This window comes from Ruminococcus sp. RTP21358st1_G6_RTP21358_211008 (assembly GCF_040908885.1).
Taxonomy (GTDB): Bacteria; Bacillota; Clostridia; order Lachnospirales; family Lachnospiraceae; genus Blautia_A; species Blautia_A faecis.
Map to the genome: position 1 here is coordinate 13,857 of NZ_JBDGDM010000058.1, position 13,764 is coordinate 27,620.

Sequence of the window (13,764 nt, forward strand, 5' to 3'; positions counted from 1 at the left end):
GTATTTTACACTATTCTACAACATCTATTTTGTCAAAATATGTCTTTACGGAGAAGTCCTCCCCATCTGTTTCAGAAGTTTCTTCTTCACTGCCATCAGACTCCGGTTCAAAACACAGTTTTCCATCATCTAATAAACTGAGCCTCATAGTATCACAACTGAAAAGCATAGTTCCAGCCTCATCTCCCGCTGCAGTTTTCAATACCAGAATATTTCCATCCATTTCTCCCTGGAGTTCAGCTCTGCCCTCTTCTCCGCTTTCAATTACGATAAGCTCAGACTTATCTTCCTGAATAGACAACATCATCTCAAATCCGGTCAGTTCAGAATTGACAGGCATCTGCATTCCAAATGCATCCATCAAAGTGCAGATCCATTCTCCTTTGAAATCCTCCATGGTCGGGTTTTCCACCGGTTTGCCTGGTACATATGGCTCATACTCTTCCTTTTCCTGGCTTAGGATCATTGTCGTTCCATCTGCAGTTATCGTTATTTTGCCATCAGCATACTCACATTCTACCGTTTGATCGCTATAAGTCATCAACAATTTATCATTTTCTATTTTCCACTCTGATTGATCTGCCTCTGGTTCTTCCCCACTGTAGGACGTTATGGTTTCCATCTGACCGCCTTCTTTAATATCCACGGTCACTTCCATTCCCATTACTCCTGGATGAAACAAAATGTCTCCACCCATGGAAAGCTCATTTACATACCAGGTTCCAATAACATCCTTTTCTTCAAGTGCATAAGCATTCACGCTCATCAGGCCTGTCATTAAGACTCCAACTGTTCCAGCCACCCACAGTCTCATTTTTTTGTTCATAAAAACATCTCCCTTCTTGTTATTATCGTGTTTTTTGTTATTTTCATTATACGTGAATGCTTTCCTATTTGCACTAGCACTTCTGACAGTAACTGAACCGATCGGGTACATCGAATATTAAGCAACCGCCATATTGACTTGTCTGATTTTTCATCTGCTGCGCCTACGTCAGTCACCGTAGCCACCCAGAATTTAATCCACACAAGAAAAGCCTGTGATACCACCCTTTTCAGGCAGTATCGCAGGCTCACTTTACGCTACGACATAATAAACATTACATGTTTATATTATATATTTATAATGCGGACTTGCCGCGGGTAATTCTTATTCCTCTGTTCCGTACAGAGTGATCAGCTTCTGCAGATACTCGTATCTTGCCTTAGCCTCGGACTGGTTCTTAGCGAACAGTCTGGCAGCTTTCTCTGGATTCTGACGCTGTAAGGAGTTGTAACGAACCTCACCGTTCAGGAATTCCTGATAATCTGTCATATCCGGTGCTTTGGAATCAAGGCTAAACTTGCTTCCCTCAGCAGCTGGGTTGAAGCGGAAGTTGTGCCAGTATCCACACTTAACAGCAAGCTCTTCCTCTGTCTGAGCTTTTGACATACCTTTCTTGATACCATGGTTGATACATGGAGCGTATGCGATGATAAGTGATGGTCCCGGATAAGCCTCTGCCTCTGCAATTGCTTTGATAGCCTGGTTGAAGTCAGCTCCCATAGATATCTGAGCAACATATACATAACCATAGCTCATTGCGATAGAAGCCATATCTTTCTTCTTGGTCTCTTTACCGCCAGCTGCGAACTGTGCGATCGCACCTGTAGGTGTAGACTTGGAAGACTGTCCGCCTGTGTTGGAGTAAACCTCTGTATCGAATACCATAACGTTGATGTCACGTCCGCTTGCGAGAACATGGTCAACACCACCGAATCCGATATCGTAAGCCCATCCGTCACCACCGAAGATCCACTGGGATTTCTTAGCAAGGAAGTCTTTCTGTGTAAGAATGTCTTTTGCTTTGTCGCATCCGCAAGCCTCAAGAGCTGCAACCAGTTTCTCTGTTGCTGCGCCGTTGGTAGCACCGCATGCGAAAGTATCCAGCCATTCCTGACCAGCAGCTTTAACGTCTGCATTGTCACCGTTAGCTACAACATCTTCAATTTTTGCTTTCAGGCCATCACGGATAGCTTTCTGAGCAAGAAGCATACCATAACCGAACTCAGCATTATCCTCAAATAAGGAGTTGCCCCATGCAGGACCCTGTCCCTTAGCATTTACGGTATATGGTGTAGAAGGTGAGGAGTTACCCCAGATAGAGGAGCATCCTGTAGCGTTTGCAATGTACATTCTGTCACCAAACAGCTGGGTGATCAGTTTTGCGTAAGGTGTCTCACCACATCCAGCACAAGCTCCTGAGAACTCAAGAAGCGGCTGTTTGAACTGGCTTCCCTTAACAGTTGTCTCTTTGAATTTAGCGATAACGTCTTCTTTAACCGGAAGAGTTACACCGTAATCGAAGTATTTCTGCTCTCCCATGTTTGCTTCAAGGTTTTCCATAGCAAGTGCCTTAGCACCTTTCTTGCCTGGGCAGACGTTCGCACAGGAACCACATCCTGTACAGTCAAGAGCGGATACAGTCATTGTGAACTGATACTCATCTTTCATACCAGTCATTGGTAATGTCTTGATTCCCTCTGGAGCATTTGCAGCCTCTTCAGCTGTAAGAGCTACCGGACGGATAACTGCGTGCGGGCAGACATAAGCACATCTGTTACACTGGATACAGTTCTCCGGATTCCATACAGGGATATTTACAGCGATACCACGTTTCTCGTATGCAGCAGCACCGGATGGTGTAGTACCGTCAACATAATCTTTAAATGCAGATACAGGCAGTGTATTACCTTCCTGAGCATTAACCTTAGCCTGGATGTTGTTAACAAAATCAACAACTTCCTGACGTCCTTCTGTAGCGTGAGTCATATGAAGACCCTCGTCTGCAGCATCTTTCCAGCTCTCTGGAACCTGAATCTCAACAACCTGCTTAGCACCAGCATCGATAGCTGCCCAGTTCTTCTGAACAACATCATCACCTTTACGTCCGTATGTTGCTTTCGCAGCAGCTTTCATAAGCTCGATAGCCTGCTCCTCCGGAATGATTCCGGTAAGTTTGAAGAATGCGGACTGAAGGATTGTATTGATACGTGTTGGTCCCATGCCAGTCTCGATACCGATCTTAACACCGTCGATGGTGTAGAATTTGATACCGTGGTTAGCGATGAATGCCTTAACCTGTCCTGGAAGATGTTTCTCAAGACCTTCCATATCCCATGCACAGTTCAGAAGGAATGTACCGCCGTCAACCAGTTCCTGTACCATGTTATATTTGTTCACATAGGACGGATTGTGGCATGCTACAAAGTTTGCTTTGTGGATCAGGTAGGTAGATTTGATCGGTTTCTTACCAAAACGAAGGTGGGACATTGTAACACCACCGGACTTCTTGGAGTCATAATCAAAGTATGCCTGAGCGTACATATCTGTATTGTCACCGATGATCTTGATGGAGTTCTTGTTAGCACCTACAGTACCATCAGCACCAAGTCCCCAGAACTTACAGTTTGTTGTTCCCTCTGGAGTAGTTACAAGCGGAGCGCCTGTCTCAAGGGAAAGGTTTGTAACATCATCAACGATACCAAGAGTAAATTTCTCTTTCTCAGTATTGTCATAAACAGCTACGATCTGAGCCGGTGTTGTGTCCTTGGAACCAAGTCCGTAACGTCCGGTGAAGATCTTAACGCCGTCAAATTTGCTGTTCTTAAGTGCAGCAACAACATCAAGATACAGAGGCTCGCCCTGAGCTCCTGGCTCTTTTGTTCTGTCAAGAACTGTGATCTGTTTAACTGTCTCAGGAATAGCATCGATAAGAGCCTGTGCGCAGAATGGTCTGTAAAGACGAACTTTAACAACACCAACTTTTCTGCCAGCTGCCATTAAGTAGTCGATTGTCTCCTCGATGGTATCATTTACAGAACCCATAGCTACGATAACGTGCTCTGCATCTGCTGCTCCATAGTAGTTGAACAGCTTGTAATCAGTACCGATCTTAGCGTTAACTTTGTCCATGTACTCCTGTACGACTGCCGGAAGAGCATCGTAGTATGGGTTACATGCCTCTCTTGCCTGGAAGAAGATATCCGGGTTCTGAGCGGAGCCTCTCTGACATGGATGGTTCGGATTCAGTGCGTGATCACGGAATGCCTGAATAGCGTCCATATCTGCCATATCTTTCAGGTCTTCATAGTCCCATGTCTCAATCTTCTGGATCTCGTGAGATGTACGGAATCCGTCGAAGAAGTTAATGAACGGAACTTTTCCCTTGATTGCTGCAAGATGTGCTACCGGAGTAAGGTCCATAACTTCCTGTACGGAAGACTCACACAGCATTGCGCAACCAGTCTGACGACAGGCCATAACATCGGAATGATCTCCGAAAATGGAAAGTGCGTGGGAAGCAAGTGCACGAGCGGATACGTTGAATACACCCGGAAGCTGCTCACCAGCGATCTTGTAAAGGTTCGGGATCATCAGTAACAGACCCTGGGATGCTGTATAGGTAGTAGTAAGGGCACCAGCTGCAAGAGATCCGTGTACTGCACCAGCAGCACCAGCCTCAGACTGCATCTCTGTTACCTGTACTTCCTGTCCAAAGATGTTCTTTCTTCCCTGGGTTGCCCACTCGTCTGTAGCCTCAGCCATAACAGATGAAGGGGTGATCGGGTAAATTGCAGCTACATCAGAAAAAGCGTATGATGCATGAGCGGCTGCATGGTTACCATCCATGGTTTTCATCTTTCTTGCCATAGTTTGTTTTTCCTCCTTAAAGGTATGATGAAAATAATATTTCTAGACACAATGTGTCTAAAAGTCCATATGACATTATAGCATAATCTTCCAATGATGTCTATTTTGATTTTTGTATATTATCACATACAAAGATTACCAGTAAGCATAAAAAAAGCCAGCCAGATACTCCTTTATGGAGTCTGACCAGCTTTTTAGCATATTACATTTCCGGCATGAGAACTTCCTGAAGGGATTTTCTCTTAAGCATTTCCCACACCCCCTGCTGAATCTCACAGAGTTCTCTGTGCATGTAGCAAGGAAGATGATCTCCTTTTCCATCTGTTGGACACTCATAACCTGAAGCCATACATTCTATAATGAACAAATCCGGGTCAATAGCCTTATATACGTCAAACAGAGTCAGTTCACCAAGTGATTTATTCATGGCATATCCACCATGGACTCCGCGATATCCTTTCACAATACCGGCTTTCTGAAGTTTCTTTAGTATCTTATAGGCAAAGGGAGCGGTAATGGATTCCTTCTCGCAGATTTCATTAACGCTAAGGCGAGTTTCCCCTAACAGTGCCCGAAGAACTCTTGCTGCGTAATCGCACTCTCTTGTAATAAACATGTCTGTACCTTCTCCTTACTGGACACAAATCATACTGATTCTTATATTATGTCCCTTTTCTTCTCTTCTCCTCCCAGTATGTTCAAATTATAGCAATTTTCAACTTCTATTTCAATAGTTTTTTAATTTTTTTAACATTAATTTCACACTATTTTTAGTTATCGACTGTTTTTAGACGTTTATTTATTTCCAGGCAGATTTCTTCCGCTGTCCGATTGTCTGTTTTTATAACAAAGTCTGCAGCAGCTTCATACTTGGGACGCCTTGCCTCCATCAATTCTTTTATGTATTCCGGATTCATATTTTTTTCCAGAAGAGGTCTGTTGTGGCTGCCTTTCACTCTTTCGTAAACAGTCTCTGGTTCTGCTGTCAAAAGAACAATCGTTCCATTCTTCTTCATCTCATCTACATTGCACTGACGCATTACAGTTCCTCCGCCACACGATACTACGATATTATCCATGGCAGAAATTTTTTTTACAAGTTCGGTCTCCAGATTCCGAAAATATTCTTCCCCTTTTTTTTCAAAAATTTCTGGAATGCTCATTCCCTGTTCCTGAACAATCTGCTCATCCATCTCAATTTTGTCAAAACCGCATACCTCATGCAGGCAATTCAGGATCATACTTTTACCGGTTCCCATAAAACCGGTAAGATATATCTGTTTCTTCGGCATAATTTTTCCTCCAGTTGAATGCCAGGGAAGCAGCACCGTACACCACCTTTTAGAAAAAACTTCCGGTGCTTTTATTCATTCTGGCATTATATTCAGCCATTATAACAGCGGCTTTTTTTTTTGTAAAGTCTAAGGTTTTTGGGTTTTATAAGTTTTCTCCATGTTTCTGCTGTAAAACAGCCTTTAAACAAGAAATAATTGTTGCAAATTTGCCAGTTTACGATAAAATGAAAATCGGCTATACTTATCATTATATGTGTATTTATAAGGATAACGTTTTAATATAGGAGGAAAATATGATTTCAGCAAACAATATTACTTTGCGAGTTGGAAAGAAAGCTCTTTTCGAAGATGTTAATATCAAATTTACAGAAGGAAACTGCTACGGACTTATTGGCGCCAACGGTGCAGGAAAATCTACATTTCTGAAGATTCTTTCCGGTCAGCTGGAGCCTACCAAGGGCGACATTGTGATCACACCAGGACAACGTCTCTCTTTTTTACAGCAGGATCACTTCAAATATGATGCCTATACAGTTCTCGACACTGTAATTATGGGTAACCTTCGTCTCTATGAGATCATGAAAGAGAAGGAAGCCATTTACGCCAAGGAGGATTTTACCGACGAAGACGGAATCCGTGCCAGCGAGCTTGAAGGTGAATTCGCAGAGATGAACGGATGGGAAGCAGAATCCGATGCTGCTACTCTTCTGAACGGTCTTGGAATTGACACTGAATTCCACTATGCACAGATGGCTGACCTGACCGGTAGCATGAAGGTCAAGGTTCTTCTTGCACAGGCACTTTTCGGAAATCCTGACATTCTGCTGCTGGATGAGCCTACCAACCATCTGGATCTTCCCGCGATTGAGTGGCTTGAAGAATTCCTGATCAATTTTGATAATACTGTTATCGTGGTATCCCATGACCGTTACTTCCTGAACAAGGTTTGTACACAGACTGCTGATATTGATTATGGCAAAATTCAGCTGTACGCTGGTAACTATGATTTCTGGTATGAATCCAGCCAGCTTCTGATCAAGCAGATGAAAGAAGCAAATAAGAAAAAAGAAGAGAAGATCAAAGAGCTCCAGGAATTTATTTCCCGATTCAGTGCTAACGCTTCCAAGTCCAAGCAGGCAACCTCCCGTAAGAGAGCCCTTGAGAAAATCCAGCTGGATGACATGCGTCCTTCCAGCCGTAAATATCCATACATTGATTTCCGCCCGAACCGTGAAATTGGAAATGAAGTTCTCATGGTCGAAAATCTTTCCAAAACAATTGATGGCGTGAAGGTTCTGGATAACATTTCCTTCACTCTTGGACGTGAGGACAAGGTTGCTTTCGTTGGTGCCAATGAGCAGGCGATCACTACTTTCTTCAAGATCATCACTGGAGAAATGGAACCGGATGAAGGTAATTACAAATGGGGAATCACTACCACCCAGGCTTATTTTCCCAAAGACAATACTCAGGAATTCGATAACGATCTTACGATCACAGACTGGCTGACACAGTATTCTGAGATTAAGGATGCCACTTATGTACGTGGTTTCCTTGGACGTATGCTCTTCCCTGGTGAGGATGGTGTGAAACGTGTCCGCGTACTTTCCGGTGGTGAGAAGGTTCGCTGCCTTCTTTCCAAAATGATGATTTCCGGTGCCAACATCCTGATTCTGGATGAGCCTACCAACCATCTGGACATGGAGTCCATCACTGCATTGAACAATGGTCTGATCAAGTTCCCGGGGGTAATTCTTTTCACCTCTCATGATCATCAGTTTGTTCAGACAACTGCAAACCGCATCATGGAAATTCTTCCAAATGGTACTATGATTGACAAGATCACTACTTATGACGAATATCTTGCAAGTGATGAGATGGCTAAAAAGCGCCATGTCTTTGAGATTACTGAGGAAGACGCTCAGGATAATTAAAACGCGTTTGAAAAGTCTTTCCGCAAGATGTACGACACAGATTTTCCAAACACATTCTTAAAAAGCTCCTCCTGCCAAATCAACTGACAGGAGGAGCTTTTCGTAGATATTGCTATTTACTTTTCTAGAGCGTATTTGAAAAAGAGTTCAGGGTTTATTTACTGTTTCCTGCATATCCGCTTACCGTAATATAATCAGACGGATAGTAATACGTCACATTGCCTTTCTTCGTGGTCAGAACACCTGTATAGGATCTTCCGGCAGAGCTCTGTGGAATCAGCATAAAATGATACTTGGTTCTTCCATTGGTAGTCAGATATTTTCTCTTATAGAGTTTGCCGCCCTTCTTATTGGTGTAGCGTCTGAATGCCACATACTTGGACTTGAAGCTGTAATTTTCATAAGAGGTTGTATTCAATCTACGATTAATGTTAGCGCCCTTCTTAGCTGCAACAATTAATGGTAAAGTAGAAAGATTGCTTCCGGTTCTTGTCATCTTGATCCACTGACCTTTCTTGATGGTCCTTGTGTTCTTCAGTGGACTATGGCTGGAGCTCTGGTATGCTGCTGTAAGCTTGCTCTTAGCATTCGGTGAGGTAATTTTCACGCTAAGCTTCACAGAACCTGATGTAACCTTAAGGCAGGCGATCATTCCCTGATTGGAAGAGGTGCTGCTCTTAATGTATGTGTTGTTAATGATCTGGCCGGAATCTGTTCTGGCGCCCTTCAAAGCTTCTGCTTCTCCGCCATATGCATATACAATATCATATCTGGTGCCGGAACTCTGCGGCTGAATGCGGTAACTGTAATTCGTAATCGCATTTGACTGAATATTGGTATTCAATAAATGAATACATCTGCCTGCTTTTACTGTGATCGGTTTAAACGATTTAGTTGCCGCTGATACCGGCAAGGTACAAAGCATGGTCATAGCAGCCGCTGCGACCCCGATCAATAGTTTCTTAAACTTCTTTCCTTCTCTCATAAATCCTCCTTGCTGCTCGTCTGGCGAGCTTAATATTATACATTTGCTGGTGGCTTTTGCTTACCGAACCCTTATCAGGAACACTTTATCATTTGTTTCTGATTCGCACTGCCGACTGTGCCAGAGTGTGTTTGAAAAAGGCATTTGACATATAGCAGCATGCAGTGTTTTCTTTATAAATATTTTAGCATATTTCGCTTTGTTTTCTGTAAAATATATGTTTCTTACTCTTCTGCTGTGATTGCAGCCAGTTTGCCGCCTGTCACTTTCAGAAGATCCGCTACCGGCACTTTCAAGGTCAGGCCGATTCTCCCCCCGCTTACATAAATTTCCTGAAAATTTCCTGCCGAAGCATCAAAAACCGTGGGAAAAGGTTTCTTCATTCCAATAGGGCTGCAGCCACCGCGAACATAGCCTGTGATCTTCGTAATATCTTTCACATGGATCATATCAACTGCCTTCTCTCCTACTGCTTTGGCAGCTGCCTTACGATCCACTTCTTTCTCAATCGGAACTACAAATACATAATATCCGCCGCTTTTCCCTTCCATCACAAGCGTTTTAAAGGACTGCTCATAAGGTGCTCCTGTAATATCCGCACAATGGATTCCATCAATAAATTCATCACATTCATAAGCAAGTGTTTCATACTTTACCTTCTGTCTGTCCAGCATTCGCATTGCATTTGTCTTTGCTTCTTTTGCCATTTCGGGTCAACCTCCTGTAATGTATTGGCATAGTAAAGTTTTACCATAGAATTATGTTTTCGTCAATGGAATCTGTCGGGCTGATTTTGCCCCAGAAAAAAAGGAGGGCCAGGACTTATCAAAAAGTCCTGGCAAGTATGAAAAAGAAAATATGATCTATACGATTAAAAAGGTTATCGCCTTTGTTTGATTATTAATATACCTGGAATCTGTGATGAAATTGTGAGGGAGATTTGATGGGTTTGTGAAAATTTCTGTGAGTAGAAGTCAAATTTTAGCACCCACATTATATATTATGCATTCAGAATTTCACCCACATTTTGCCCATACGGAATTACTTATGTGAACAGGACGTGGGCAGGGTCTGCGTGTTGACTTTGCGGATAAAAAATGAGCACCCTGTATTTTGTACAGAATGCCCAATTTCATTGCTACATAGCAATTATAGTTTATTCAATTATTAGAACTTACCAGCCTTAGCAGCTTCCTCAACAGAAACTGTAAGCCTTTATTTTACAGCATTATTATAGCTTTTGTTAGTTACTCATATGTTACATATCTCTTCGTATGTTACCTCACTCTGTTTTCGCTATATTAAAATAAGAAGAAAAGCCCTTGCTTTTCTGCGGGCAGCTGCAGGAAAGCAAGGGCTTTTCTCATATCTAAGGGATATATTTAATGTACCAGATTCTTTCTCATCTGTCGAGTTTTATCGTGCGAGATAGTGCGACAGATTTCGACATCACAGTTTCTTCAACAGGACTGTGAATCCTGCTGCCTTCAGCTTCTTCACCACTTTGTTGGCAGCCTTCTTTGTTCTGTAGGTACCAACCTGGACACGGTATGGGACAGAACCGGATACTTTGCGGATACTTGCTGAAAATCCTTTTTGCTTAAGCGCTTTCACCATTACATCTGCATTTTCTTTTGTCCCATAGGCTCCTGCCTGAATGTAATACTTTGCTTTTGGTTGCGCCGGCGCAATTGTGATTGTTTTTCCCAGAATGCCCTCTGCGATCAGCTTACCGTGAGCGTCCATGCCAAGTTTTTTCGCTTTGGCATAATCGTCCTTGTTATCACAGAAGAAAGATTCTACCAGGACAGCTTTTGCCTTGGTCTTTCTGGTCCAGTACAAACCTGGACGTTCTTCAGCTCCTCTGTCATGCCAGACAGTACCAAGTTTTGCGCTGATCCGCTGGGCTTCCGGAAGACCGTTTACATTATAGCAGTATGCTTCGCAGCCATAGGCAGAACCATTAAAGGCATTTAGGTGAAGCTGGACGGACAGATCATAGTTCTGTTTATTCTCTTCTTCAATGAAATACTTGATTTCATCATTCAGGGAATGCAGCTGACCTTCTGGAGCAATACACAAGGTTGCCTCATGACCTGCTGCCTTAAGCCATTTGCACACATAAGGTGCCAGTTCCTTGTTATACTTGTATTCGTTTACGCCACCCTTGCTGGTGCCATCTGCAGATGAGATGACACCACCGCCATAGTTTGCGTGACCTACACAGATAAAATATTTCATGTTGAAATTCTCCTTTCAAAAAGGGAGGGTGATCACTCGCCCTCGTCCTTTTTACCATCTTTATTAAGCATGTTGCGTAACAATTCATATAAGCCTGTAGACGCAAGCCCACTGATCATTCCTCCCAGGATCACCTCTGCATTAATTCCAGACTGAAGGTTAATCAGTATGGCAATAATAGTTCCCATACATAACGCTACTAACGGTATGTACTTGTTTGGAAATTTATCAAAAGCTGTTTTTAATACGAAACCGACCATAAGGCAAATTCCTAAGATAATAGGGTTAATGTAATCAAATAAAAAGTTAATGTCCATGAATGTTCTCCTTTTTCTCCTCTGGCATAGCCAGGATCTTATTATATAGTTCTGTTGCAACATCATTTCCACCTAGATTATGATATGCACTGTAAACCTTTTTGATTGACTCTTTTGCATATATCGGACAATATTCTCTGTCCGTATATTTGTTATAGTTATTTACAATACTCTCTCTTAAAAGAGACTGAACGCCTTCTGCAATAGCATTGTTCTTTTTCTGTTCTGCTCTTAATCTGGTAGAAATATTTTTGTAGCCAGCTCCAAGCAATGCTGTGATAATTGCAAAAAGCCATTCAATCCAATGTGTCTGTATGAATTGTAAAACCTCCATGTATATCCTTTCCCCAGCACCCGGCCGGCACAGTTTTGTAAAAAAATAAGACCGGTTACGGTCTCGCTCTAATCTCCATTTTATATTCCTCCATTTAGTTTTCTTTGAAATTTTGCATTTTCTCCATTTTATCCACTCTGAGATTAAGTTCTTGCATTGCTTTTACAACATACGCAATCATCTGTAAATTATTGACAGATTTATAATATGGGTGTCCGTCAAGTACTCCGCCACCATCGACAAGATTAGGATCAAGCTGTTCAAGCTCATCTGCTATAAAGCCAATCTTGTATTTCTTATGGGAATCTTTTCGCTCGAATGAACGAATTTTCATTGATTCTATTACTTTTGTGGCGTCTTCTACTTCGGTGTCTTTTATGTCACCTTTTAGTCGAATATCAGAAAGAGCTGTACTGCATACCCTTCCGAGACTAAACCATTTCCACGATCCATCAAGTCTGGTTTGAATCCAAATTGATCCGGCGTACGAATCTCCGTGATAAATAAAAGCTCTGTTTCCGGCTACTTTCTCGCCGAGATATATTCCTACCGCAGTATTCGAACCAGAACCGCCCACATTATACCCAACGTAAATGTTTCCAAAATTTCCGTCAACTGCTAGTGGGATTATTCCATTGTTAGCGTTATAAAAGCTGAAGAAATTTTCATCACCTGTACTTGTTGCAGCGCCAAAGCGCCAGTCTACTGATCCTCTATTGGACTGATACTCGTAGGTTGTATTTATTATGTTATTACTCTGAATATAACCTCCAATGGACATATTGCCAGTGGTGGTTATACCTTTCCCGTTATATGCCCGAATCCAATCGGAATCAGCCATATACCAGCCACCACCATAATCCTCGCTATACCATCCTGTATTACCACGCGATCTAAACCAATTAGATGCATATATGGTATCGGTATTTATATCTGCAGTCGCAGTTATTGTTTTTCCCTGTACTTTGCCAGGAGTGGTAATATCTCCACTGTATAAACTCAGACTACCATACATCGTGATTGTTTTATCGAAAAACTCGAACCCGGCACCACTTTGTATAGATGTTCCGGTTCCCATTTTTCCAAGTTTTATGGATGTTCCGTCAAAGTATAATATTTTCTGGCTGCTATTACCATTGTAAATAGAATAGGATTCATTTGCTGTCATTGTGTTTGCCACAATATCAGATCCGGATATTTTTCCACCTTTCAGCGTAGCTCCTGTAATTGAACCGGATGCTGTAATGTCCTGCGCAAAGATTTCATCTATATCCATCCTGCCGCCGGATATAATTGTTTTTTTACCATCTTTGTTCTTAATCACAAGACTTTCGGTAATCAATTCCGTAACGCGATCAGTCAGAATAAAATTTGTACTGGATTCACCTGACTCAACAAGCCAGGTGAATTTTTCCTCGGTTTGACTGGCTGTGGTTTTTATATTGTTCACCTTTTCATCATTGGTGCCCATATAGGATTCAACTGTACTTTGGAACCGCCCGGCAGTTTGAATGTATTCAGATGTATTTGTCTTGAATTTTTTATACTCTTCCTGAGCCTTATCATAATCTGTTTTGAACTCTGAAAACTTAGAACTTACACCGCTGGCCGTCTGCTCTACTTCTCCCAGTTTGGAATACATCGTAATGCGCCCAGACTGCAGTTCTGTAATTTCGTCCTCGGATATTATAGCGGATATCTTTCCCTGCACTATGGATAAATTTGTTTCATTTGCCTGAAACCTTTTTAGGATGGCATTCTTGGCAAATATGGATACTTCTTTTTCAAAGCGCACACTGCCTCCCTCCTTTTCTTTTTTGGAAAAATTCATAATAAAAGACACCGCTTGGGTGCCCTTTAGCATGAATTCTTCTTTTTATCCTACAAAATGGCAAAACGTCAAAATTTGCAGCTGACGATTGCGATAATGCTTGGGAACAATTTACCCAAAATACATCAGGAAAA

General features: G+C 42.2%; 12 protein-coding genes. 1 reads left to right on the plus strand and 11 read right to left on the minus strand.

Annotated elements, in window-relative coordinates; genetic code table 11:
* Nucleotides 1-10: 10 nt before the first annotated feature.
* The 4 genes from AB5Z12_RS17880 to AB5Z12_RS17895 form a co-directional block, all read right to left on the minus strand.
* Nucleotides 11-826, minus strand: a complete 816-nt coding sequence (locus tag AB5Z12_RS17880) for a hypothetical protein (protein WP_118581471.1) — start codon at nt 824-826, stop codon at nt 11-13.
* Nucleotides 827-1,150: 324 nt separating this feature from the next.
* Nucleotides 1,151-4,693: a pyruvate:ferredoxin (flavodoxin) oxidoreductase gene (gene nifJ, locus AB5Z12_RS17885; RefSeq protein WP_148462236.1), complete on the minus strand. Its 3,543-nt coding sequence runs from the start codon at nt 4,691-4,693 to the stop codon at nt 1,151-1,153.
* Between the two features lie 202 nt (nt 4,694-4,895).
* A complete protein-coding gene (locus AB5Z12_RS17890; protein WP_368357430.1) occupies nt 4,896-5,309 on the minus strand; it encodes an Rrf2 family transcriptional regulator in 414 nt (137 codons plus the stop codon).
* A 154-nt stretch (nt 5,310-5,463) separates the two neighbouring features.
* Entirely contained in the window at nt 5,464-5,985 is a 522-nt protein-coding gene (locus tag AB5Z12_RS17895) for a shikimate kinase (protein WP_148462237.1), read from the minus strand.
* Between the two features lie 296 nt (nt 5,986-6,281).
* Between AB5Z12_RS17895 and AB5Z12_RS17900 the strand changes: the two genes are divergently transcribed.
* Nucleotides 6,282-7,922, plus strand: a complete 1,641-nt coding sequence (locus AB5Z12_RS17900) for an ABC-F family ATP-binding cassette domain-containing protein (protein WP_118581462.1) — start codon at nt 6,282-6,284, stop codon at nt 7,920-7,922.
* 154 nt (nt 7,923-8,076) lie between these two features.
* Here the strand turns inward: AB5Z12_RS17900 and AB5Z12_RS17905 are convergent, their stop codons facing one another.
* From AB5Z12_RS17905 to AB5Z12_RS17935, 7 genes are all read right to left on the minus strand, one after another.
* Complete coding sequence (locus tag AB5Z12_RS17905; protein ID WP_148462238.1) at nt 8,077-8,907, minus strand: hypothetical protein; 831 nt, start codon at nt 8,905-8,907, stop codon at nt 8,077-8,079.
* A 224-nt stretch (nt 8,908-9,131) separates the two neighbouring features.
* Complete coding sequence (gene ybaK / locus AB5Z12_RS17910) at nt 9,132-9,614, minus strand: Cys-tRNA(Pro) deacylase (protein WP_118581456.1); 483 nt, start codon at nt 9,612-9,614, stop codon at nt 9,132-9,134.
* 742 nt (nt 9,615-10,356) lie between these two features.
* Nucleotides 10,357-11,148, minus strand: coding sequence for an N-acetylmuramoyl-L-alanine amidase (locus tag AB5Z12_RS17915; RefSeq protein ID WP_368357431.1), 792 nt, complete (start codon nt 11,146-11,148; stop codon nt 10,357-10,359).
* Between the two features lie 32 nt (nt 11,149-11,180).
* On the minus strand, nt 11,181-11,465 hold the full coding sequence (locus tag AB5Z12_RS17920; RefSeq protein WP_368357432.1) for a phage holin family protein: 285 nt from the start codon (nt 11,463-11,465) through the stop codon (nt 11,181-11,183).
* Nucleotides 11,455-11,799 (minus strand): hypothetical protein, encoded by a 345-nt coding sequence (locus AB5Z12_RS17925; protein WP_368357433.1) that lies wholly within the window; start codon nt 11,797-11,799, stop codon nt 11,455-11,457. The genes AB5Z12_RS17920 and AB5Z12_RS17925 overlap by 11 nt, the downstream gene beginning before the upstream one ends.
* Before the next feature lie 94 nt (nt 11,800-11,893).
* Complete coding sequence (gene pilV, locus AB5Z12_RS17930; protein ID WP_368357434.1) at nt 11,894-13,594, minus strand: shufflon system plasmid conjugative transfer pilus tip adhesin PilV; 1,701 nt, start codon at nt 13,592-13,594, stop codon at nt 11,894-11,896.
* A partial coding sequence (locus AB5Z12_RS17935) for a hypothetical protein (RefSeq protein ID WP_368357435.1) occupies nt 13,584-13,764 on the minus strand: 181 nt, incomplete at its 5' end. The genes AB5Z12_RS17935 and pilV, both read right to left, overlap by 11 nt.

Coding starts and splice junctions, on each gene's coding strand:
- AB5Z12_RS17920 (WP_368357432.1), bottom strand. CDS start 11,465: ATGGACATTAACTTTTTATTTGATTACATTAACCCTATTATCTTAGGA.
- AB5Z12_RS17915 (WP_368357431.1), bottom strand. CDS start 11,148: ATGAAATATTTTATCTGTGTAGGTCACGCAAACTATGGCGGTGGTGTC.
- AB5Z12_RS17905 (WP_148462238.1), bottom strand. CDS start 8,907: ATGAGAGAAGGAAAGAAGTTTAAGAAACTATTGATCGGGGTCGCAGCG.
- nifJ (WP_148462236.1), bottom strand. CDS start 4,693: ATGGCAAGAAAGATGAAAACCATGGATGGTAACCATGCAGCCGCTCAT.
- AB5Z12_RS17880 (WP_118581471.1), bottom strand. CDS start 826: ATGAACAAAAAAATGAGACTGTGGGTGGCTGGAACAGTTGGAGTCTTA.
- ybaK (WP_118581456.1), bottom strand. CDS start 9,614: ATGGCAAAAGAAGCAAAGACAAATGCAATGCGAATGCTGGACAGACAG.
- AB5Z12_RS17925 (WP_368357433.1), bottom strand. CDS start 11,799: ATGGAGGTTTTACAATTCATACAGACACATTGGATTGAATGGCTTTTT.
- AB5Z12_RS17900 (WP_118581462.1), top strand. CDS start 6,282: ATGATTTCAGCAAACAATATTACTTTGCGAGTTGGAAAGAAAGCTCTT.
- AB5Z12_RS17895 (WP_148462237.1), bottom strand. CDS start 5,985: ATGCCGAAGAAACAGATATATCTTACCGGTTTTATGGGAACCGGTAAA.
- AB5Z12_RS17890 (WP_368357430.1), bottom strand. CDS start 5,309: ATGTTTATTACAAGAGAGTGCGATTACGCAGCAAGAGTTCTTCGGGCA.